Here is a 22,034-nt window from a genome sequence, read left to right as displayed (position 1 = left end):
TTTTTCCTACTTGACATTTTCAAAAATCAACATTATTCTACACAAACAAAGATTTTTGTATCATTTAGTTACATAACATAATATTTAGTTATGCATATGTATCACAAAATGTCATGTAGCCACCCAAGTCGCTTCGACTGAATGTTAGCCATTACAAATCTTTTGTGCTTTGTGACTTGGATGTTATTTTTTGGTGTTAAGGAGAACAAACTTTCTATGCACACACTAATCCACCCCCTTCATCCACTTGCCAGACAGCTCCGTTGGATTGTTCCCATGTCTGTTTTGGCATTGTTTGCCATGCCAGCTCATGCGGCGATGTTGGAGACACCATCGGTTAAAGATGGTTTAAGCCTTGGTATTTATGGCAGTATTAATCCCAATTTTAGCACCGAATCTAATAAGTTTAACTATACTTATGGTGATCCTAGGATTTTTGGCACTAATGGCAGTGTCGCTGATGTGCTTGCCAATCAAGACCGTAAAGACAGCGACGAACAGCTCAGATTAAACGGTCTTAACTGGGGTTCGGTTGAGTTTTATGCCAGCCAAAGACTGACCCCAAAAATTACCGCCAACAGCTCCATTTTGATAGAAGCTAGTGAGAGTGACAGTCGTAACCAGGGTGCTTATTGGGGGGCTTGGTTTGATTTTGGTACTTATGGCGAGCAAGGCAGACTGAGTGTCGGCAGTCGTTTCAATAGGCTTGGTGTGAGCCAGACAGGTTTGGGTATGCTAAACACCATGAATGACACAGGCACCAACATCAATGCCAGATATACGGGCGTGCCCAATCTGACTTTGTCCGCCTATCACATGCTAACTCAGTCAGCAGATGTCAATAACCGCAGAGCCTTAGGGTGGCATCACAGTGATGGGGTTTCTGCCAAGTATGACTTTGATTTTGCACCACGCAAAACGCTGACCTTGGCGGGCGGTTATAGTCGCAGTAAGGGTCATGATGACATGGCGTACTATGATGTTGCCGAAAAAGCAGATGCTTATCTACTCGGTGTTGGGTTTCGCCATAATGACTGGATGGTTGGGCTAGACTATGGCGAGCGTGAAGAGTCTTACAATGGTTATGTCACCAGTGGTGTAGACAAAAAAGTCTATGGTGCCAAAGTGGACTATGAATTCACCCCACGTCTAAAAGGTACGCTAAGCTATGGACACAGCCATTCTAAAAATAACTCACCTGCACCTTTTGAGAGAATGGTGGATTTTGGTAGGTTAGAGCCTTATTCGGGAACAGAAGCGTTGTTCTTTGATAAAGTTGAGCAAGATCGATACAGCGTGGGTCTGCAATATGAGCTGTATAAGGGCATTACGTTAAATGGCTCAGTCACCAACTTAAAGACCACCAACTATGTTACCGAAGGCGAATTTAGTAATCGTGAACAACTCACCGCCAACATCGGGGCATCATTCTCATTTTAATTATTTTAAAGGAATTTTTTATGAAAGCGACCCAATCTTTTCAATTAACCAAAATCGCCCTAATGACAGGCGTGATTCTAACAGCAACCAGCTCTCAGGCAGTTTATAATCTTTACAAAAAAGATGGCTTGTCTTTGGACATCAGCGGACAGATTGACATGCAAGCCACCAAACAGGATGAGAAGTTTGTGCTACAAAGCCCAATGGCGAGTGCTTACATTGATGGAAATAGTTGGCATTGGGGCAGTAACATCCCAGCAGGCACAGAGTTGTCCAGTACTGACAGAAAGCCACGTTTGGGACAAAACCACGGCGTGTCCTATGTGGATTTTCGCGGCTCACAAGAGTTGCCAAATGACTGGCGAGTGACGGGTAATGTCGGCTTTGGCTATAGTGATGGGCGTGATTTTTATTTGTCTAATTCAAGTTTGTCTTTTGACAAACGCAATCTGGGGGCGATTAGCCTAGGTCGCCAATACCTACACACCAACTATGTTAATCGTACCGGCACAGATACGCCACTAGATATTTTTAGTACCAATGCGGTGCGTTTGGACTATTATGGCGTCAAAGGCTTGCAAACCAGTGCTTATTATAGTTTTGCAGGTTATAACGATGTGACCAAAGAAAATAACACCGAAGTGGACTCAGGCTATGGCGTGTCAGCAAGTTACCGCTTTCCCATCGCTGATAATCAAAGCCTAAGAGTGGCGGCAGGCTATACGCACAGTGATTTTAACCCTGTGACCAACATTGCAGAAGCACAGTGGACTGCCAACCAAAACACTCTAAACCGCTACCCACAAAAAGTTGATGGTGTAGCGGCATCATTAGAATATCAGGCAGGTAAGTTCTTGATAGCGGCGGATATCGGTCGCAAAAAAGAAAACATGTCAGACAGTCGTAACACACCTTTGGATAAACGCACCACGGATTATCTGGGAGCGAAGATTGCCTATGACATCAACCCTGTTTTTAAGGTCAGTGCAGGCTATGGCACCAAAAAAGCTGAGACAAATCTAAAGGCAGGTGCATCAGCATTAACAAATGACGCAGGCTCTTTGTATGCCACCTATCGGGACAGTGGTTGGACAGATTTGGCGATGTATTCTTATGTGGGGGCAGGCGAGCAACATCTCTATGATAAAGCCGACACCAAAGAAGCCTATGTACAGCTAGACTATCGCATTCGTCCCAATGTTCGTGTCTATGGTCGTTATGATACCGAAGAGACAGTTTATAAGGTCGGTGGCAAGGATACTGGCAAATTGACCGATGACAATGTGCGTGTGGGCATGGTGTTTACATTCTAAGCACAAAACACAATATAAAAATGCGGGGGCAGGCGATGAGACTTGCTCCTGACAGGTGTATTTATTGGTTGATTTGCATGGCAAAAAATTAAGGAGTTGCCCATGATGAGATTAAAACTTACCACGTTGGCATTGGCAGTGATGTCGTGTGTCTACATGACAACGGTACAGGCTGATGATGACACTGACAGCAGTAATAAACTAAATTACCCAAAAACTCGGGTGCATCAAGACAGTTACGACCCTTTTTTACACGGTGAATTTGGCATCTCTGCCAATACTGCAGGTACCAGAAATGCCCAATACATCGATAATCAGCATGCCCCAGATGATGGCATTGACCATTATTCTGGTGGCACCCATGTGGATAAATACCGCTGGTTAGAAGAGTATGATAATATTGATGCATATGTTGCCAAAGAGACCGATGCTGACCGTGAGCGAAACTTCATTGGTACTCGTTTTGAAGACGACCGACCGTTGGCGGCTGAGACCACTCGGTATCTACAAACGGTGCAACCTAGGGTGTCCAGTGAGGTTAATGAATGGGTGAATGAGCAAAATGCAGTAACGGAAGCGTACATTCAAAGCTCTACTGTTTATGACCAGCTAAAAAGAAACTACGATGCTCTAAAAGATGTTGAGCATACTATGAGTCGTTTTTATCGGGATAAGATTGGCGAGATTCGTTATTATCGTCATGTTGATGGGTTTAGTCGCATTGAGCGTATTGATCCAGATGGCACTCGCACCGAACTTGTCAATCAGGCGACCATTTCCCCAGATGGTAAGATGACCCCAGATGGCAATGCTGCTATTCGTGGTGTTAAGGTTAGTAAAGATGGCTCTTATGTGTCGTTCTTTGTGCGTCAAGGATTTTCTGATGTTGACCCTAGATTTTTGCACGTCATAGATACCCGTACAGGCGAACTTGCCACGCCCATTATCAAAGGTCTTAGACGAGATATTTTGGCATCCACATGGCTAGATGATGATACGCTGTTTTATGTGGGTAGTGTGCCCCAGCTTGCTGTCTATCGTCGTGATATTGGCAAAGAGCGTTTTATTGACCCTATCGAAACCAACTCAAACCAAGTGGGTGGTGGTGCAATCACCAGCATCTATTTTGATGGTGATGATGACCGTTATTTGGTCATGGATGGCATGTACCAGGGTACAACAACGGCTTATATCAAAGACCGTAAGACAGGCGATGTGTATCGCTTGCATGATAATAAATTCTTTGATAAAGCGGTTAGATACAATCCAGCTTTTAATAATAACATCTTGGCACAGCTGATACATTTTGACCCAGAGACCCGTGACGTGTGGTTTATTAGTGGTGAGAATGACCGTAGGGGCGAGCTGATTAAGAGTAATCTTGACAATCTAAAAAAGCGTGAAGTGGTGGTTAATATTCCGCAGGATTTGGATTTGATGCGTGATGCGTATTATCACGAAGAAGGTAATGGCTACTTCTTGGTGACCTACCTAAAAGATGGGGTGAGTCGCCTTAAACTGGTGGATGCTACCACAGGTGTCTTTTTAAAAGATTTGACACCACCACAGGGGGCGGGCTTTATTTCTGAGCTGACTGGCAACTTGGTGAACAAAGAGCAAACCGATTCCAATCACGAAGTGGACGAAAATGATGCTGAATCCAACGAAAACTATGTGCAGTTTCGTTTTGAGAACCCAACATTCCCGCCCACGGATTATAAGTATAGCATTGCCAAAGATGAATTTTTGGATATTCGTCGCTTTAACTTAGCACCATTTGATGAGACGCAGTACGAAAGCAAGGTGGTATTTTATACATCCTATGATGGCACGCAGGTGCCGATGAATATCAGCTACAAAAAAGGCATTCCCTTAGATGGTAAGAACCCGACATTATTATACGGCTATGGTGGTTATGGTGTCATCTATGACCAAACCTTTGGCTTTCCCGCCAACACCGCATGGCTAGAAAATGGCGGTGTTTGGGCTCATGCCTTTATCCGTGGCGGTGGCGAATACGGACAAGAGTGGCAAGATGCTGCTAAGCACACCAAACGCTTGACGGGTTATGATGACTTTGCTGCTGCTGCTGACTACCTAAATCAAGCAGGCTATGCCAACCCTGACCATCTAGGCATTATTGGTGGGTCTAACGGTGGTCTTTTGGTGGGAGCCGCCATGGTGCGTCATCCAGAGAAGTATCGTGTGGCATTCCCACAGGTGGCTGTCTTAGACCAACTGCGTCAGGCGGACATGGGCATTACGCAGTATTGGATGGAAGAGTATGGCGTGCCATCAGAAGGTCGTCGTGTTTATGATGTTTTGATGAGTTATTCGCCTTATCATAACCTAAATGCAGGCACTTGTTATCCATCTACCTTGGTACAAACATCCAAGCGAGATGACCGTGTGGTGCCGTCGCATTCTTATAAGTTTGTTGCACGTTTTCAGGAGATAGAAAGCTGTGGTCGTCCCGCACTTCTTCATGCCGCTGAAAACCAAGGACACAGCCCAAATACTTATAATGAGCGAAAAGAAGACGAGCTGATGACGATTGCTTTTGCGTTCCAGGAGATGGGCGTGACAGACATACCAAACCTAGAAGTGCGTCCTACGGCTGACGAGATGAAAACGGACAAATGGCGAGCCGAAGATGAAGTCAAGCGTCAAAAACGTCTCAAAGAACGTTCTGTTCAGTAGTATTGACATTAACAAAAACTCAGCTTGGGCTGGGTTTTGTTTTTGATGGGCAATGAATTTTAGATGACTATAACTCATCATGTACCACAACTGGCAATCTAAATTATTTGTTAAATATTCCTATTTTCATTGATTTATCAAAGATTTTTGGTTAAAATATGTAACCATCATTTATCTTTCTTGTTTTGTCATATATAGGACGTGTTATGTTTACCAAAAAACTTTTAGCCCTTGCCGTTGTTGGTGTGTTTGGTCTGACCGCTTGCAACCAAGACAAACCTGCAACCACAGACACCGCCCCTGCCGAGCAAAAAACAGAACAAAAGGCTGAGTCGGCAGAGACCAAACCTGCTGACACCACAGCGACCCCTGCCACAGGCGATGTTATCATTAAGACCGCCACAGGCGAGCAGGCCATCCCTGCCAATCCTAATCCCATTGCCGTCTATGACATGACCGCCCTACAAAACCTAAAAGCCTTGGGCGTTGCGGTGCAAGGTATGCCGTCAGCGGAGATGACCGCCGAGCGTATCGCTACCCTAAACCTAAAAGCGGACGGCACGCCAGATGGCACAAGCGTTGGTACAGTATTTGAGCCAAATTTAGAAGTATTGCACAGCCTAAAACCACAAGCGATTTTTGTGGGTTCTCGTATGGCAGAAAAGAGCGAAGAGCTTGGCAAAATCGCCCCAACGTATAACCTAACCATTGACACCAACAACGTCTATGAGTCAAGCAAACAGCAGATTACCGATTTTGGTAAAGTGTTTGGTAAAACTGCAGAAGCCGACAAACTCATCGCCGACATTGATACTGCCATCGCCGAGACCAAAAAAGCGGTAGAAGGCAAGGGCAACGGGCTTGCCATTCTTATCAACGGCAACAAAATGAGCGCCTATGGCAAAAACTCACGCTACGGCTATCTACACACCACATTCGGCATTCCTATGGCGGACGCTGACGTGAACAAAAACGAAGAGCGTCATGGTCAGCCCATTAGCTTTGAATATATCCAAAAAGTTGACCCTGATTGGCTGTTTGTCCTAGACCGCACGTCAGCGATTGGCGAAGAAGGCGTATCGGCTAAGGAAGTGCTAAATAACCCACTCATGCACAACACCAAAGCCTATAAAAATAACCAAATCGTCTATGTCAGTCCAGATTCTTATCTTGCCTTTGGGGGTTATTACCAATGGCTAAAAGATGCTAAGATTGTTACCGATGCGTTTAATGCAAAAACAGCTCAGTAATTGATGTTAGGTGTAAAAAAAGGGGGCGGATTTTATTCGCCCTTCTGCTGATTTTTATTAGCATTGTTAATTGATTGTGTTTGTAGTGAATTTACAGGGGGTAAATTACATTTGCCCTGTACCATAAGTTTTTTGGGCGTTGTATTCGCCCCTACAAAGGCATTATTTTAAAAATGCAAATTGGGGCATATATTTTGATTTGATCATATCAATTTATCATACACTCTACAAAATGAAAGAGTACTACAGTTTTTCGTTCGTGGTGAGCCTGTCGAACCATGATGGAAACCGACCCGCAGGCAAGCTTGTGGCGAACGGTTTCCGTAGTAAAAATTCAATTTTGTTGGCTGCATAAACCCATTTTAAATTATAAACCCCTTTGCCTCACCATGCACCTTAGGAATTATCACTTGGGAACCCTATGACCACAGCGACACTCTCCGCCCCAACTTCTTGGTGGTCGCCAACATTTGTCAATGTTGGTGCGTTTTTGCTTTTGTTTGTTTTGATTGTCATCAGCATTTCGGTGGGGGTGGCGGATTTTTCATGGGCAAAACTCTTTGACGACACCGACAACAGCTCACAGCTTTTTTTGGTGAGCCGTCTGCCCCGTACGCTCGCTTTAATTTTGACAGGGGCGAGCATGGCGATAGCGGGCATGATGATGCAGGTCGTGCTAAAAAACCGCTTTGTTGAGCCGTCTATGGTTGGGGCGACACAGTCGGCGGTGCTTGGGATTTTGCTCACAAGCCTTTATATGCCAACCTTGCCCCTTTTGGGTAAGATGAGCGTGGCAACGGTCATGGCGTTTGGCGGTATGATGATTTTTATGCAGATTATCAAACGCTTACCGCCCACCGATTTTCTCATCATTCCGCTTGTGGGGATTGTGTTTGGGGGGATCATTGACTCGTTTACGCTGTTTTTGGCGTATCAGACCGAGACGGTGCAAATGCTCTCGGTGTGGCGGTTTGGCGATTTTTCTAGCGTGCTGGCAGGGCGGTATGAGACCTTGTGGCTGGTGGGGATTTTGTCCGCCATTGCTTATATCATGGCAGACCGCTTGACGATTATCGGGCTTGGGGACGGTATCGCCAAAAATTTGGGGGTCAATAAAGACGCTGTTATGTGGCTTGCCATTGGCATGGTGGCGATGATAAGTGCGGTGGTGGTGGTTACGGTGGGGGCGATTAGCTTTGTGGGGCTTGTCGTGCCAAATATCGTGAGCCGTCTGGTCGGAGACCGCCTACGGGTGTCGCTCCCTGCGGTGGCGTTGCTTGGTGCGTCTTGTGTCCTTTTGTGCGATATTATTGGGCGTGTGATACGCTATCCCTTTGAAATCCCTGTCTATGTCGTCTTCGGCGTGCTAGGGTCGGCACTGTTTTTATGGCTTTTGTCAAAATCAAAATAGGGGCGTGTGATGAATTTTATAAAAAAGTTATTGGGCAGTCCTATTTTGTTGGCGTTTATCGTGCTTGTGATTGGCTGTGGGCTGTATTTGACCTTAAATGTCATCAGTTGGGATTTTGCCTTGCCCCTGCGTACTCGCAAACTCATTGCTTTTTTAGTGGTAGGCTATGCGGTGGGGGTGTCCACGCTGTTATTTCAAACGCTTACGCATAACCCCATTTTAACGCCAAGTCTCTTGGGCTTTGATGCCTTATATGTCTTGATACAGAGCCTGATGCTGTTCTTTTTGGGTATGCTAAGTTATGTCACCTTGCCAACAGTGGGTAAATTTGCCTTTGAAGTGGCGATGATGATGATTATGTCGGTGATTTTGTTTCGTTTTTTGTTTACTAAACATAATCAAGATTTGACACGGCTTATCTTGGTGGGCGTGATTTTTGGGACGTTGTTTCGTAGCCTATCCTACATGGTCGCTCGCATGATAAATCCCGATGAATTTGTTACCGTACAAGCCCAAAGCTATGCCAGTTTTACCGCCATCAATGTCAATCTGCTCATCACCAGTGTGGTGCTGTCGGTGGCGACTTTTATTTATGTGTGGCGACAACGGTTTGCGTTGGACGTATTGCTACTTGGTAGAAATTGTGCCATTTCGCTTGGCGTGCCGTATCATAAGCTGTCTCTTGGTATTTTGATGACAATCTCGCTACTCGTATCCATGGCAACCGCCCTTGTGGGTCCGATTACGTTTTTTGGGCTACTTGTGTGTGCTTTGACCAATCGGTTTTGTACAAAAATGGCTCACGGCGAGAGGCTGATTTTGGTGACGCTCATCGCCAGTAGCACGCTCATCGTGGGACAGGCAGTGTTTGAGCATATTTTTAAAATGGCAGGCGTGCTTGAAGTGGTCATTGAGCTGTTTGGCGGGGTGGCGTTTTTGCTACTGATTTTTATGCAATATAGCAAACAACGTACAATCCAATAATTCTTAATACATAAAATTTAATCTATAAATTTAGGTTGTTGAATGAAAAATAAATTAAAATCATTGCACTTGTTTGATGTGGTTATTTTGGCGATTATCTTTTTTGGCTTTGCCATTTATAGTTCCAATATGCAGTTTTTTGAATTGATAAGCCATGAGCAGGTTGCTCCTGAGACTTTGGAATTCAACAGTTCAAGTAATTGGTCGGGGATTTTGAGTGAAATTATGGCATTATTGGTGGCGTTTGGGTATTTGACCTATCGTAAATTTGATTTTAAACAATTAAATTTTAGTGTCAATCGCTGGACATTGCCAAAAGTGGTGCTATACATTCTCATTGCAGGAACGGTGGCATCGCTTTATGAGTATTTGCAATACTGGGCTTTTCCCGAGCTTTATCCAACCACAGAGGCACATTATGGGGCAAGCGAGCATTTTAGTATGTGGTCTGTTTCCTTTATTTTATTTGCTCTGTTAAATGGCTTTTATGAGGAAGTGTTTTTTATTGGATTGGTGGCATTGACCACAAAAAAACATTTGCCCCTTGCCATTGTGTTTACTTTGTTTGTGCGATTTGCCTTTCATACCTATCAAGGATTGGCAGGAGCATTAACCATTACCACTTTGGGGATTGTGTTTTTGTTATTACGCTATAAAAGTGATGAATTGTTGCCATTTACTTTAGCACATTCATTTTTTGATTTATTTGGGCTTGGCTTGCCTTTGTATTTGTTGGAATAATTGGGGTATTTATGATAAAAGTAAAAAACGTTAGCCACAACATCGGCGATTTACCCATTTTAAAAAACGTAAACTTTGAGCTACCCACAGGGCAAATCATCGCACTCATCGGAGCGAACGGGGCAGGCAAAAGTACGCTGTTTAGCCTGATGGCTCGCATGAATTCTTTGCAGGACAAATCCGCCTGTATCAGCTTTGATGGGCATGACATCAGCACCGCCACAGATAGTGATATGGCAAAAGTGGTCGCCATGCTCGCCCAAGAAAACCACATTCAGGGGCGACTGCGTGTGCGTGAGCTACTCATGTTTGGGCGTTATCCTTATCATCAGGGCAGACCCACACAGGCGGATAAGGATAAGGTGGAGGAGATGATTACGACCTTTGAATTAGAGATGTTGGCGGAGCGGTTTTTGTCCGACTTGTCGGGCGGTCAGCGTCAGCGTGTGCTGATTGCCATGGTGGTGTGCCAAGATACGCCGTATATCTTGCTTGATGAACCGCTCAACAACCTAGATATGTACCACGCAGGGCGACTCATGCGACAGATGAAGGTGCTGGCAAGTCGTGGCAAAACGGTGGTCATCGTGCTACATGACATCAACCAAGCATCCCAATTTGCCGATACGGTTGTGATGATGAAAGGGGGCGAAGTGGTGTCTGTGGGTGCGCCAAAAGACGTGCTAACGGCTCAAAACATGAAAGTGCTGTATAACGTGGACGTAACGGTGCTGATGCATAATGGCAAGCCGATTGTGGTGGATGTGGTGTGATTGAGATTTGATAGATTGCACTATCAAAACAAAAGGTGTTATAATAGAATATTTAGATAATTTTCTTTAATTGGACTTAGACGGGGCGTTATGATGACTGATAGCAATTACGCCACATTCACACTCAGACTGACTGGCATTGATTTGGATAATATTCATCCAAATGATGTGGGGGCTTTATTGTCTGATTTTTCTCGTCTGCTTAATGAAGATAGTCTAAAATTTGATAGCATTCGTCAAGGCTCTGCGGTGGTTTCTGTGCGAGCCAATCAAGAGCTTTACCCCCAAATTTTGCAAAATTTTCAAAACGGCATGGTAAAATCTGCCTACAAATCTTTGACAAAAACCATTCGTAAATACGCCAAATATTATCCTGATATTCAAGCTGAACTGTGGGCAAAGCCAAATAATAAAAGTGAAAATCAATTAATTGAAACCTTGGATTATCAAGAATACACAAAAACCATAAAACAAACAGAAACGCTAATTGGCAAACTGCAAAAACCTGCACATGGTAAAGATGATACTGACCATTTTACCATTTTGCTTGCTAATGGTAATCAAGTTGCTGTTAAAGTAAATAAAATATTGTCTCATGAATTGGCAGGGTATTTGGAAGGGCTTTGGCTGGCAGATAGTTTGATTGAATTTACAGGTATTGCCAAATATCAATTGACAGGTTGGCAAATGAAATTGTCTGAATTTACCGCTCAAAGCTTTGTTGTTTTGCCTAATAAAAATGAATTGACAAAATGGGCGGACGACTTTCATGCGTGCGGTGAAAGCGGTTGGCGAGCATTGGATAATCCTGAGCAAACTTGGCTAATGGAGCGTCATTCATCATGATAATGGCGGATAACAATTTTTTGATTGCTTTGGTTGCTGATAAACAAAAATATCGCTTATTATTGCAACAATTGGAGAGACAAAATCATAAAATTGGTTTGCCAACACCCGTATTGGCAGAATTTATGGTTCGGGATAATAATATGGAGCGAGAACTGTTTTTAACAACCAATCACTCTTTTATTCAAGAATTCGATTTTGACAAAAAGTCAGCAATCGTCAGTGCTAATATCATGCGAGAATTATTAAAAACAGACTTTTTTAAAAATAAATCAAAAGATAAACAGATTATTAAGGTAGATATTCAAATTTTAGGCATTACCATTGCAAATGGTGTCAAAAAACTATTCAGTGCTGATATTGAAATAGCAAGAATTATTGATGTGCTTGAACTACCAATTGAGTTGGTTAATTTTGATGAGAATAACGGTTTAGGGCAATCTGATTTATTTGGTACTGTTTGTTAAAACTTAAAAAGGGCGAAATCTCGCCCTTTTTAAGTTGGTTAAACCATATAATTTTTTCCCCACCTTATTCCCCACCAAAAATGCGAGAAGTTCAATTGCCCAACGCAGGCACGACAGCGTGCAAATCCCATAAGGCAATCATATCACTCAATCCACCCTATCCCCACGCCCAGCCAGCCAGCCAAAACCGACATTGACACACATTAGAATAAATAGCACATACAGCGACACTTCCCAAGTGCCTGTTTTTTCGTACAATTTACCCAGCACCAACGGGCCAAAAAACGCCACGCCATAGCCCACCGCCTGCACCATGCCCGACAAATCCCGAGCGGTATCAAGCCGTGTTGTACGAATAGAAAACAGCATGAGCGACAACGTAAAAATACACGCCCCGCCAAAGCCCATCAGTGCCGACCACAGCATGAGATAATCAGGAAGCCAAATCAATCCGCCTGACCCCACCACGTTAGCAAGGCTTGCCACTAAGGCGATGATTTTTATGGAAAAATTTCTTTTGATTAAAAAGGTTAATAAAAATATCGCCACAGGAGCGGACAGCTGAAAAGCAAGGGCAAGTCCGCTTGCGTCTGCCAAACTTAGCCCATAACCCATGCCAATGGACGGCAAAAAACTTGCCACCGTATAAAACAGTAACGACTGTATGCCCATATACACGCCCAAATACCAAGCATCCTTGCTTTTCCATGCGTTAAAATGACTGGGCGTGTTTGTGGTTTGGGCGGTGTCGGCATGATAGAACTTATTGATAAATAACAACATAAAAAACGTCATCACCGCAAATACCCCCCACCACGACAACGCCACCTGCCACGACACCACGCCCATGAGCGGTACGACCAGATAGGCACACAGCCCTGCACACACCGACATGGATAGGCTAAATACGCCTGTGGCAAGAGCGATGTGATTGGGGGCGTATTTTTTGATAAAAGGGGCGGTTAGGGCGTTTAATAGCCCAATGGCAAGCGACAACACAACCGTACCGACAAACAGACCGCTCACCCCAAGCCACACCCGAGACAGTACACCGACCGCCAGCACCGCACCGCTTATCATCATCATAACTTCTAGCCCAAAACGCTTGGCGAGCATGGGAGCAACCAGAGCCCCAAAGGCAAACATTGGCATGGGAAGCGACCCCAATAGCCCAATGGCGGACACCGATAAGCCCAGTGCGTCTGTAAGCGTGGGAGCGACCGAACCTAGCATGACAATGGGCGAACGCATATTTATCGCCAATAGTACAAGCGTGATGATAAGTAGGGCAAGGGGCAGGGCGGATTTGTGGGGGTGGGTGTTTGGCATGGCGGTTTGGTGTGGCTAAAGATGGAATTTTAACAAAAAAGGATGAGGCTTGAAAAGGGAAAAATTTAGGATAAATACAGTGAATTGACCCTAATTTGCACCAATTCTGTATTTTTTTAAATGATACTTTTGTAGGGGTGTGCTTTCCACGCCCGTTGGTATATTTTGAGGTTAAGTAATCATAAAAGAAAAAGGGCAAATAATTCGCCCTTTTTAAAATTCAAATAAGTTTTAAAACCACCAAATCAAATCTCTTTGGCAATCTTATCCAATGTTGCTTTGTTAGCGAGCATGGCTTTTTTGTCGTCTTCGGTGAGACTGTCGCATTTGTTGGGGTCGTTGCCACAAAACTGGCAAAACTCATCGCCCATCAAGGTTGCCACGCCCCCGCACGAGCCTTTTAGGGGTTTTTTCTTGACCAAATAACCAATCCCCATAAACAAAAAAAACAGCACAAATACCCCAAACGTTACAATAAACATAGGGATAAATTGGGCGAGCAAATCATTCATGGTATTCTCCTAATTGATAGAGATGAAGGGTGTATTATAAAGAATTTTGCCAAAAAAATCAGTCCGTTTTTTGTAATGGCTGACCAGTAAATATTTACCCTTTATTAAAATTCTAAATCAGGGCGAATATAATTCGCCCCCCTATCACACGTCCAAACTTTAAAAACTTAAAAGGCATTGTTATTTCACAATGCCTTTTATTTACTCTACACCACTTCCACCCCTGCACACACCTGCCGATGAAAGCTCATCAACAGTTTTAATTTTGGCACATACAGCCAATGCAAAAACTCCACGCAGTTATCTTGTTCAAATTCATCTAAGATTGCCGATTTGGGTTTGCCGATTAGGGTGTTTACGGTTGTGATATTAGTCATGGGCGATCTCCTGATTGGTTGGACTGATTTGATTGATTGTGGTAACTTGTGGCAGTTGCGTGGGTGGTGTGTTGTCGCTTTCATCACTTTTATTGTCATCATTTTGCCCTGTCATGCCATACCAATCTACATGACGAGTAGCAATCATCACCACGGCGATGCACATAAAGGAGAACACCGACCCCATAAGCAGGTTCATGCCACTTGCCGAGAGTATCGCATAAAAGCACGCATACAACGTCCCCAACACCGCCCCAAAGCCCACACCACGCCCAAACGAGCCGAGCATATAGCAAGCATACCAACCGATAAGCCCCACACAGGCAAGGCTTGCGATGGTGTATGCCTGCCAAAACGCCAACTGTTCGGCAAGCGACAGCAGAAGCAAATAAAACACAAGCAACGCACTTGCCACGAGCAGATACTGAATGGGGTGAATGCGTAAGCCTTTGATAACTTCAAACAAAAAGAACGTCCCAAACGACACCATGATGATAAGCAAGGCATATTTAATACTGCGGTCAGTCTTGGTGTAGGTATCGTTAGTGTGGATAAAATCGGTCGTCAGAGCGTGGTGCGTGTATTGGTCAAAATCGCCCATGATGCCCCGTGATAGCTCCATGATAAGTTTTTGATTTTGCACGCCTAGCACATGGGCTTGCCATGTCGCCCCAAAGCCGTTGTCGGTGAGCGATTTGTGCGTGGGTAGGGCTTGCCCGTGGAATTTGGGATTTTGCCAGTTGCTGTTTAGGGCAACGGTGTTCATCTCGCCAAGCGGTAACACGCCAAAACTGCCAATGCCAGACACGTCAAGCTCAAACTGCACATTTAGCTCTCCACTGCCCATAAAATCATCTTTCATAAATTCATCCAAGGTCATGGGCAAAGCCACTTCCAAATGCGGTAGGGCGTTGTCTGTGCCAAAGGTGGCAGGATAGCTTTTGCCATTGACGGTTACATTCGTTGGCATGACACCCCGTAAATCACTTAGGGCAATGATAAGCCTTAGTGGTTTGGGAATGTGGATGGATTCGGTAGGTGTGGCAGGCGTGGGTGTCGCTTGGGTGGCTTGGGGGTTTTGGGTGGCGACTTGCTCGCTTGGGGTGGATTGGGCTTGCTCGTTTTGGGTTTGCTGATTTTGGGCCTGCTCGTTTTGTGTTTGGGTATCGGGAGATACCGTTTGGACAGGCTCGGCAGGCTTATCAATGTGTAAGCTGTGGGCGGTGGCATGGGCATTAAAACTCTGCTGTACGACAACTTTCGTGCCATAGCTTATCGCCCGATAAATGCCCCGTTTGTACTCGTCATCTCGCACATCACTTGTCGCCTTAATGTCGCTTTTGGTGGGGAAAATGTAGTGCGTCTCATCGCCATGTCCTGCGACCAAAAAGGGCGTGGCTAGAATTTGCGATGACACATGGGACGACTTAATCTCGCTGATAACCTCATCGTGATAAGACTGTCGCTCGCTCACAAGTCCGCTCACGAACATCAGTCCGACAAAAAACACAAGGCACACCGCCCCGATGAGTGATAATTTTGTACCGATTTTTTGCATAATAAACTCCTAAAAACATGAAGTCATTATAAAAATCGTCTGTGCAAAAATGATGGAAAAATGGGGTGGTTTTATGGAAAATGTGTGGAAAATTTAGATTATTTAGATGATTTTAGGGATTTAATGGTATCAATCAACTCTTGCCAAATAGGAAGGTTGCCAATAACGGATAGGCTGTCAGTATTTTGTTTGTCATTTTGAGATTTGTTTTCACCAAAATGAGCGGAAGATTTTAAGGTGGCATATAAAATAGATGTCGCCATAACAGCAATCATTAAAGGAATGTGCCAAAAGTTGCTAGATAATATCGCCGTTTGGTTTGATCTTAACAGCGATATATACTCATAAATAACACAGCATAATAGCACTATGAGTATAGAAAAGGCAAATAAAGCACCATAAACTGCATAACGAAATAATGTAATTCGCTCTTGATTAAGTTTGGCTTGTTGCGATAGTTCGCTAATATCGTCATTGGCAATATTAACTGTTGCAGATGCTGGCGGTGCCTGTTCTGGTGGACTTAGTTGAATGTTATGGTTGCCAATCTTGCTCATGAAATCAATCCTAGATTTTTTAGGCGATACAACATGGCTTGCTCGGACACCCATAATTTTTGAGCGAGTTCTTGTACCGTTGTAATGTCTTTTTCAAAAATTAAATGTCTGATGACAGCAGTTGGCATTAAGATTTCAGCAGCGAAAGCATTGGCTTCAATCTCATCAGGGTCGCTTTCTCCATTGCGGTATAGAATATCTTCTTTTGAGCCATGATTTAGGGCATAATGCCCCAATTCATGAGCTATGGTAAATCTTTGGCGATTTTCATGGTGATTTTCATTGACAGTAATAATGTATTTTTTAATATCAAAATCATAATTCACCTTACCAGAAATGTTGTCTGTTAAGTTCTCATAACGAATTTCCAAATCGTCAATCTTATCAATCATACGCTCTGGTTGTATGGGTATTTGCTTATCCCAATAGTGTTTTAGTACACTTTGGGCGTATTTTACAGCACGGCTCATAATTTACTCCAAAATGTAGAGATAAAAAAATAGGTAACAAAAAGTTACCCAACCTAAGAATATGTGTAAAATTGGTCGGACACACATAAGGCTATTATGTATAAAATAAGGTATTTTTGACAAAATTGCAAGCATTTTGTGAGATTTATTTGTGCATAATATGTGTATTTTTTTGTTGCTTTTTATATAATTCATTGATTTTATATAGAAAAAATATTCTAACAATCCAAATACAATACTGTTTTTATATTATTTCTATTTGTAAATATATGTAATCGGAATTCTCATCACCACAACCACATCGTTGCCCCTATCCTGCCCAAAACTCACCGCCCCGCCATGAAGCTCTATCACTTGCTTAACCAGCGTCAGCCCAAGTCCCGTGCTTTTTTGCTGGGCGGATTTGCCTATGCTAAAATACCGCTCAAAGGCTCGCTTGATGATAAAGTCGTCCAGCGTGTCGCTGTCATTTTTGATATGGATAAAGGTATCCGTCTCGGTTTGGCTTATATGAATGGCTATCGCACTTTTGCCATAATAAATGGCGTTGTCAATGACGTTTTGCACCGCTTGGGTCAGCCAAAATTCATCGGTACGGATATGAATACCGCTTTTGTCAAATTGCACGGTTTTGCCAAGCTGTTTTAGGGTTGCCGACTGCTGATTTAGGCAGGTTTGAATGAGTGCGTCCAAATCAACATCGCTCATGGTAAGTTTAAAGGTGGGCTGTTCAATCTTGGCAAGGGTCAAAAGTTTGTCCACCAAGGCGGTTAATTTGTCCGTTTGCGATAGGATAATGCCCGTAAACTGCTCACGCTCGGCAAGACTCAGCTCGTCCGTCAAAATCTCGCTACTGGCACGAATGGCGGTCAGGGGGGATTTTAGCTCATGCGTGAGCGTGTGGACGTACTCGCTCACGTACGCTTTGTTTTCTATGGTGTCTTTCATGGCGTGAATGCTTGCCATGAGTTCGTTCAGCTCTCGCCCAAGATAAAAATGGGGTGGTGCGGTACTGGCAAGCCCTTTGGTGTAGCGGTTTACGCTGTCTATGCTGCGTCTTAACCACCATGCCATGAGCGTGGCGGTGGCAAGCGTGATTGCCATAATTGATAAGATAATCTTAATAATTTCATCGGTGCTTTTGTTGATATAAGGAATGAGCGTTTGGGTGGGCTTGCCAACGGATGCCACACCGATTATCCGCCCGTCTGAGACAATCGGGCTTGCCACATACATGACCGAATGCCCGCCGATGTCAGTGCTTCTTGCCCCGTATTTGCCACGCAAGGTCAGATACACGTCATTCCAACGGCTAAAATCCGCCCCCACGCTCGCCCCACGACTGTCATAGATGACCACGCCTGTGCTGTCCGTGATATAGATGTGGTAGGTGCTTTTGGATTTTTGATGATACCAAAGCGGTTCATCAGGGTTGGTAAAGGCGTGGGATAATTTGGCGTTAAGAGTTTGATTTAATTCATCTTTTGATAAATTTGCCACGTCATCTGCCACGATGTGCGACAGTAGCACCGATGTATCCACAAGGCTGTCTTCTACCACCCGTTTGGCGGACGGTCGCACCGTTTTTTGGACATAATATAGGGCAAGGGACGATGACAACAGGGTAATCAAGGCAAAGGTCAGCCATATCCGCACAAAAATGCTAAAACTTAGGCGTTTTTTAAAAATGCGGTCAAGCAGACGATGAAAATTTAGCACAGGCTGTATCCCAAGCCTCGATGGGTTACAATCATCTCATCATCGCACAAATCGCCCAGTTTTTGGCGTAAGGTTTTGATGTGGCTGTCAATGGTGCGTGATAGGCGGTGTTCGGGGTGGTCGGAGATACTTGCCAAAATCTGCTCACGGCTTAGAATGTGCGTGGGGTTGGCAAGCAAAGTCAGCATGATACCAAGCTCGGTTTTTGATAAGGTCAAGGCATGATTATTTAGAAAAAGTGAATAATCACAGGCTTGATAATGCCAAATGTGTCTGCCTGTGGTTTTGGTAAAGTCGGTGTGGGCAGGGTCTGATTTATCGGCTTTATCCGATTTTTGGGTAAAGATATTTTCTCTACGCCATATCGCTTTTAGCCGTGCTATCAGCTCTCGGGGGCTAAATGGCTTGGCGATGTAATCATCTGCCCCCAGCTCCAAGCCCAAAATGCGGTCTATCTCGTCTGTGCGTGCCGTCAAAAACAGTATGGGGGCGTGGGCGTGCCTGTCGCCTTGGCGTATCATTTGGCACACGCCAAAACCGTCTCCGTCAGGCAATCCCACGTCCAGCACGACAGCGTCAAGGCGTGGCGTATCAAGGCAGGGGGCGACTTTGGCAACCGTGTCCGCCCATGACACGGTATAGCCTTCACGCTCTAAGGCAAAACGCAAGGTTGTGGCAATGGCGGGGTCGTCTTCGATGATGAGAATGTGCATGGTGTGGCATATGATGTTGAGTTACCACCATTATACGCCAAAATTATGAATTTTTGTGGGGTGTGGGGATTTTTCATGGATTTTTCATAATCTTGTATTAAAATCCGCTCCAAAATCGTGCTCACCCCGTGTGTCGCTATTAAAAAATTTAAAGCCCAAACATTTGATTTCTTGATAACCGTGATTTGTCATACCCGCCAAATACTGCCGATAATTGGTGTCATCTAAGACATTATCTTCAAAACGAATTTCGCTATTATCATTCAAAGCAATCAAGGCTTTTTCTTTCCATTCGTCTTTTTGTAATAAATGTCCGCCTTTTGGTTCAAAAAGGCATTGATAATAGACACTTTGATTGGCAATATCATTGATTATCATCATATAATCAGGGCTAAATCTGCGACCGTCTTCTATATTAAACAGATAATAATCGAGTTCATTACGAATAAGATAAATCTCCGCCCCTTGATATTTATTTTTTAATTCATCAATTTGCGTGGCGATATATTTAACAAAGCGTTTTTCTTCACTAGTGCCATAGTTTTCACTATACGCATACCAATCGGCTGTTTTAATGTCAAATGCCAACTGTGCATTATCGTGATTGGTTTGTGCTTTAGCTCGCTCATCGGTTGCGTGAAATATTTTTTCGCCTGTATTTTTATCTATGCTGGGATAAGCGACCAGATAAATATTTTTCTCTTCTTTAAAAATAGATGATAAAGATTTTGGTCTAAACACCGAACTGCCCGTAACCAATGGCATATACTTATCAATGGATTTTCGCACTTCTGGCAAAATACTACCGACTAATAACTGCAACTTTTCATTAGCATTTAATTCGTGAATGTCCTTACCGTGAATATAGCCATATTGAATATCATGCATTGGCAAATAATGCTCTATCATCTCATCAATGCTTTTTATGCCGATGATGTGATTTTTTAGATTATTTAAGCGAAAAAAGTTATTTTCAGCACCAACTAAGGCTTTTCTTAATAAATGCTCTGAAAAATACTCAGGCGTGATTTTTATGTTTTTGTATTTGATTGCCGATAAGGTTTTATTTTGCTCTTTATCGGTTAGGGCATTGGCGTGTAATTGATAGGGGCTGGCGATGATTTGTCTTTTGAATGTCAAATCAATCTCGCTGTCTTTATTTTTTCTACGATATTCTTGGCTATTGACGAGTACAAAACCTTTTTGATAAGTTTGGCTTTGCATAAAGTCATTTTTTAGGCGAATGGTTTTTTTCTCTACGCCTTCATTGATAATGCCTTCGCCCAATAAATCTTTTTGCAAGTTTTCTAAAAATACCCCCGTTTTGACAAAGTGATAAAAGAAGGTCTCTAATATCCGCCCTTGTGCATCAGGGGCGTTGTCAAATTTGCGTTTAAAGGGGTTAAATTCATAACGATGATTGTCGCTAAATAAATCATCACCATTATGATAAGCTTTGGGTAATTGATAGGGGTAAAGTCTCGCCCCACGCCCAATCAGCTGAATGTCTTGCAATGATACTTTTTTGGTTGCCGAAATATCAAAATGAATAATATCATATAGGCTCAATACGTCCCAACCTTCATTTAGGGCATTGACCGAAAATATCGCTCTTATGGTATTTCTAGGGCTGTCCAATAATGGCAATAAATCAGCTCGCTCTTTGGTTTTGCTGTTATAAATCATCGTGTTGTTTTCACTAAATCGCTCTTTAATCGCAGTAATCAATCCACCAATACCGATAAACGATGATTGTTTGGAATTTAACCAATTAAACATTTGTTTGATAAACATAAATTGAGTGTCTAACAAATCAGTTTTGTATTCACTCATTGCTTTTAGATGATTAAAATCTTCTACTCTTAGCGAATGAATGACTTTATGAAAAAATGCCCTATCTTCTTCGCTTTGGGCGATTTTGGTAGATTTAATCAGTATGATTGGGTTAATAGATACGCCCATTTCACGCTCGGCATACAGACGGCGATATTCGCTCATTGCCACCGCATTGACAATAAGCAGTCTTTTTTGATCTTCTATTTGTGTCTCTTCGTTATACAAAAAATTAACTTGTTTGCTATATCTGTCTTTATTAAATTGCAAAAAGTCGTATTTATAAATAAGTTTATCGCTGTATTTTTTATGGATTTTTTCATTTTTTAAATCCACCGTTGCGGTAAATTCTAATAATAGATTTTTTGGATTGGCGTGCAATACCGATTGCACCGCCTTTTCCCAGTTATTTTCATCATTTACTTCGGTCTTTTTGCGAGTATCTACATTTAACCTGTGAGCTTCATCAGCGATAATCACTGTCAAATTTTTGACAAAATCATTGGCAGTAATGGCATTTTCTTTTGGGTTAATCAGGCGTGTGTATAATAAAGACGTACTAAAAAACATAAAGTTAATGCCGTCTTTTTTGGTGTCTTCAAATCGGTCTATGGCTTTTATGGGAATGCTTTTGCCATTAAACTTGACTTGTTTTTTAAATAGATATTTTTCAAAAGTAGGCTCGGTAAAATTCTTTATCGCTTGGTCTTTGATTTGTAATTGATGTACCAAAAACACAAAATTACGATAACCCTGCTCATACAAATACAGCACAATCCCTGCCATTGTCAAGGTTTTGCCTGTGCCTGTTGCCATATTAAATAAAAGATGTTTGGCTTTTTCTATGCCGTGATTTTCATACAAATAAATAAACTGCTTTATGGCATTGATTTGATAATCGCGGAGCATCTTGGCAAGATTATCAGTGATAAAATTAGGTAATTCAAACTCATCTGCCCAATCTTGATATTCCTTACTGTTTTTTATTTGATTAAATAAAAAATCGCCCAGCGTGTGTTTTAATTGTGTCTTTTTTGCCAT

The 22,034-nt window shown here is 43.1% G+C and carries 19 protein-coding genes; 10 read left to right on the top strand and 9 right to left on the bottom strand.

Annotated features, from left to right (window positions below; all coding sequences use genetic code 11):
- The first annotated feature begins 216 nt into the window (after nt 1-216).
- From LP107_RS13510 to LP107_RS13465, 10 genes are all read left to right on the top strand, one after another.
- Nucleotides 217-1,440, top strand: a complete 1,224-nt coding sequence (locus LP107_RS13510; RefSeq protein WP_264676061.1) for a porin — start codon at nt 217-219, stop codon at nt 1,438-1,440.
- 20 nt (nt 1,441-1,460) lie between these two features.
- Nucleotides 1,461-2,753, top strand: a complete 1,293-nt coding sequence (locus tag LP107_RS13505) for a porin family protein (protein WP_112742738.1) — start codon at nt 1,461-1,463, stop codon at nt 2,751-2,753.
- A gap of 102 nt (nt 2,754-2,855) precedes the next feature.
- The gene (locus LP107_RS13500; RefSeq protein WP_112742737.1) at nt 2,856-5,453 is read left to right on the top strand and encodes a prolyl oligopeptidase family serine peptidase; all 2,598 of its coding nucleotides are present in this window, start codon (nt 2,856-2,858) and stop codon (nt 5,451-5,453) included.
- A 206-nt stretch (nt 5,454-5,659) separates the two neighbouring features.
- On the top strand, nt 5,660-6,703 hold the full coding sequence (locus tag LP107_RS13495; RefSeq protein ID WP_078273659.1) for a siderophore ABC transporter substrate-binding protein: 1,044 nt from the start codon (nt 5,660-5,662) through the stop codon (nt 6,701-6,703).
- Nucleotides 6,704-7,124: 421 nt separating this feature from the next.
- Nucleotides 7,125-8,114, top strand: a complete 990-nt coding sequence (locus LP107_RS13490; RefSeq protein ID WP_078273658.1) for an ABC transporter permease — start codon at nt 7,125-7,127, stop codon at nt 8,112-8,114.
- Nucleotides 8,115-8,123: 9 nt separating this feature from the next.
- The gene (locus LP107_RS13485; protein WP_078273657.1) at nt 8,124-9,098 is read left to right on the top strand and encodes an iron chelate uptake ABC transporter family permease subunit; all 975 of its coding nucleotides are present in this window, start codon (nt 8,124-8,126) and stop codon (nt 9,096-9,098) included.
- A gap of 42 nt (nt 9,099-9,140) precedes the next feature.
- Nucleotides 9,141-9,839, top strand: coding sequence for a CPBP family intramembrane glutamic endopeptidase (locus LP107_RS13480; RefSeq protein ID WP_078273656.1), 699 nt, complete (start codon nt 9,141-9,143; stop codon nt 9,837-9,839).
- An 11-nt stretch (nt 9,840-9,850) separates the two neighbouring features.
- Nucleotides 9,851-10,612 carry an ATP-binding cassette domain-containing protein gene (locus LP107_RS13475; protein ID WP_078273655.1) on the top strand — a complete coding sequence of 254 codons (762 nt, stop codon included), beginning with the start codon at nt 9,851-9,853 and terminating at the stop codon, nt 10,610-10,612.
- Nucleotides 10,613-10,702: 90 nt separating this feature from the next.
- A complete protein-coding gene (locus tag LP107_RS13470) occupies nt 10,703-11,458 on the top strand; it encodes a hypothetical protein (protein WP_112742735.1) in 756 nt (251 codons plus the stop codon).
- Nucleotides 11,455-11,925: a hypothetical protein gene (locus LP107_RS13465; protein ID WP_147287298.1), complete on the top strand. Its 471-nt coding sequence runs from the start codon at nt 11,455-11,457 to the stop codon at nt 11,923-11,925. Before LP107_RS13470 ends, LP107_RS13465 begins: the two co-directional genes overlap by 4 nt.
- 147 nt (nt 11,926-12,072) lie before the next feature.
- Here LP107_RS13465 and LP107_RS13460 read toward each other — a convergent pair whose 3' ends face one another.
- From LP107_RS13460 to LP107_RS13420, 9 genes are all read right to left on the bottom strand, one after another.
- Nucleotides 12,073-13,254, bottom strand: coding sequence for an MFS transporter (locus LP107_RS13460; RefSeq protein ID WP_078273652.1), 1,182 nt, complete (start codon nt 13,252-13,254; stop codon nt 12,073-12,075).
- Nucleotides 13,255-13,499: 245 nt separating this feature from the next.
- Nucleotides 13,500-13,766 (bottom strand): (Na+)-NQR maturation NqrM, encoded by a 267-nt coding sequence (gene nqrM / locus LP107_RS13455; protein WP_078273651.1) that lies wholly within the window; start codon nt 13,764-13,766, stop codon nt 13,500-13,502.
- Nucleotides 13,767-13,972: 206 nt separating this feature from the next.
- The gene (locus tag LP107_RS13450; protein ID WP_158079615.1) at nt 13,973-14,143 is read right to left on the bottom strand and encodes a hypothetical protein; all 171 of its coding nucleotides are present in this window, start codon (nt 14,141-14,143) and stop codon (nt 13,973-13,975) included.
- Complete coding sequence (gene creD / locus LP107_RS13445) at nt 14,136-15,701, bottom strand: cell envelope integrity protein CreD (RefSeq protein WP_112742734.1); 1,566 nt, start codon at nt 15,699-15,701, stop codon at nt 14,136-14,138. Before creD ends, LP107_RS13450 begins: the two co-directional genes overlap by 8 nt.
- A 98-nt stretch (nt 15,702-15,799) precedes the next feature.
- Nucleotides 15,800-16,258, bottom strand: coding sequence for a hypothetical protein (locus LP107_RS13440; RefSeq protein ID WP_078273649.1), 459 nt, complete (start codon nt 16,256-16,258; stop codon nt 15,800-15,802).
- A complete protein-coding gene (locus tag LP107_RS13435; RefSeq protein WP_078273648.1) occupies nt 16,255-16,728 on the bottom strand; it encodes an ImmA/IrrE family metallo-endopeptidase in 474 nt (157 codons plus the stop codon). Before LP107_RS13435 ends, LP107_RS13440 begins: the two co-directional genes overlap by 4 nt.
- Nucleotides 16,729-16,983: 255 nt before the next feature.
- Nucleotides 16,984-18,447 (bottom strand): two-component system sensor histidine kinase CreC, encoded by a 1,464-nt coding sequence (creC, locus tag LP107_RS13430; protein ID WP_162860453.1) that lies wholly within the window; start codon nt 18,445-18,447, stop codon nt 16,984-16,986.
- Nucleotides 18,441-19,160 (bottom strand): response regulator, encoded by a 720-nt coding sequence (locus tag LP107_RS13425; protein WP_112742732.1) that lies wholly within the window; start codon nt 19,158-19,160, stop codon nt 18,441-18,443. The genes creC and LP107_RS13425 overlap by 7 nt, the downstream gene beginning before the upstream one ends.
- Before the next feature lie 84 nt (nt 19,161-19,244).
- Entirely contained in the window at nt 19,245-22,034 is a 2,790-nt protein-coding gene (locus tag LP107_RS13420; RefSeq protein ID WP_228157726.1) for a DEAD/DEAH box helicase family protein, read from the bottom strand.

The sequence above is a fragment of the Moraxella bovis genome, from assembly GCF_025985205.1.
Lineage (GTDB): Bacteria > Pseudomonadota > Gammaproteobacteria > Pseudomonadales > Moraxellaceae > Moraxella > Moraxella bovis.
The sequence above is the reverse complement of the archived record's forward strand: the minus strand, read 5'-3'. Positions and strand labels throughout refer to the sequence as shown.

What these genes read in the sequence shown, in the direction of transcription:
- LP107_RS13470 (WP_112742735.1), top strand. Translation starts at nt 10,703, where the DNA reads ATGATGACTGATAGCAATTACGCCACATTCACACTCAGACTGACTGGC.
- LP107_RS13465 (WP_147287298.1), top strand. Translation starts at nt 11,455, where the DNA reads ATGATAATGGCGGATAACAATTTTTTGATTGCTTTGGTTGCTGATAAA.
- LP107_RS13480 (WP_078273656.1), top strand. Translation starts at nt 9,141, where the DNA reads ATGAAAAATAAATTAAAATCATTGCACTTGTTTGATGTGGTTATTTTG.
- LP107_RS13500 (WP_112742737.1), top strand. Translation starts at nt 2,856, where the DNA reads ATGATGAGATTAAAACTTACCACGTTGGCATTGGCAGTGATGTCGTGT.
- LP107_RS13505 (WP_112742738.1), top strand. Translation starts at nt 1,461, where the DNA reads ATGAAAGCGACCCAATCTTTTCAATTAACCAAAATCGCCCTAATGACA.
- LP107_RS13510 (WP_264676061.1), top strand. Translation starts at nt 217, where the DNA reads ATGCACACACTAATCCACCCCCTTCATCCACTTGCCAGACAGCTCCGT.
- LP107_RS13450 (WP_158079615.1), bottom strand. Translation starts at nt 14,143, where the DNA reads ATGACTAATATCACAACCGTAAACACCCTAATCGGCAAACCCAAATCG.
- LP107_RS13420 (WP_228157726.1), bottom strand. Translation starts at nt 22,034, where the DNA reads ATGGCAAAAAAGACACAATTAAAACACACGCTGGGCGATTTTTTATTT.
- LP107_RS13495 (WP_078273659.1), top strand. Translation starts at nt 5,660, where the DNA reads ATGTTTACCAAAAAACTTTTAGCCCTTGCCGTTGTTGGTGTGTTTGGT.
- LP107_RS13440 (WP_078273649.1), bottom strand. Translation starts at nt 16,258, where the DNA reads ATGAGCAAGATTGGCAACCATAACATTCAACTAAGTCCACCAGAACAG.
- nqrM (WP_078273651.1), bottom strand. Translation starts at nt 13,766, where the DNA reads ATGAATGATTTGCTCGCCCAATTTATCCCTATGTTTATTGTAACGTTT.
- LP107_RS13460 (WP_078273652.1), bottom strand. Translation starts at nt 13,254, where the DNA reads ATGCCAAACACCCACCCCCACAAATCCGCCCTGCCCCTTGCCCTACTT.
- LP107_RS13435 (WP_078273648.1), bottom strand. Translation starts at nt 16,728, where the DNA reads ATGAGCCGTGCTGTAAAATACGCCCAAAGTGTACTAAAACACTATTGG.
- LP107_RS13485 (WP_078273657.1), top strand. Translation starts at nt 8,124, where the DNA reads ATGAATTTTATAAAAAAGTTATTGGGCAGTCCTATTTTGTTGGCGTTT.
- LP107_RS13475 (WP_078273655.1), top strand. Translation starts at nt 9,851, where the DNA reads ATGATAAAAGTAAAAAACGTTAGCCACAACATCGGCGATTTACCCATT.
- LP107_RS13425 (WP_112742732.1), bottom strand. Translation starts at nt 19,160, where the DNA reads ATGCACATTCTCATCATCGAAGACGACCCCGCCATTGCCACAACCTTG.
- LP107_RS13490 (WP_078273658.1), top strand. Translation starts at nt 7,125, where the DNA reads ATGACCACAGCGACACTCTCCGCCCCAACTTCTTGGTGGTCGCCAACA.
- creD (WP_112742734.1), bottom strand. Translation starts at nt 15,701, where the DNA reads ATGCAAAAAATCGGTACAAAATTATCACTCATCGGGGCGGTGTGCCTT.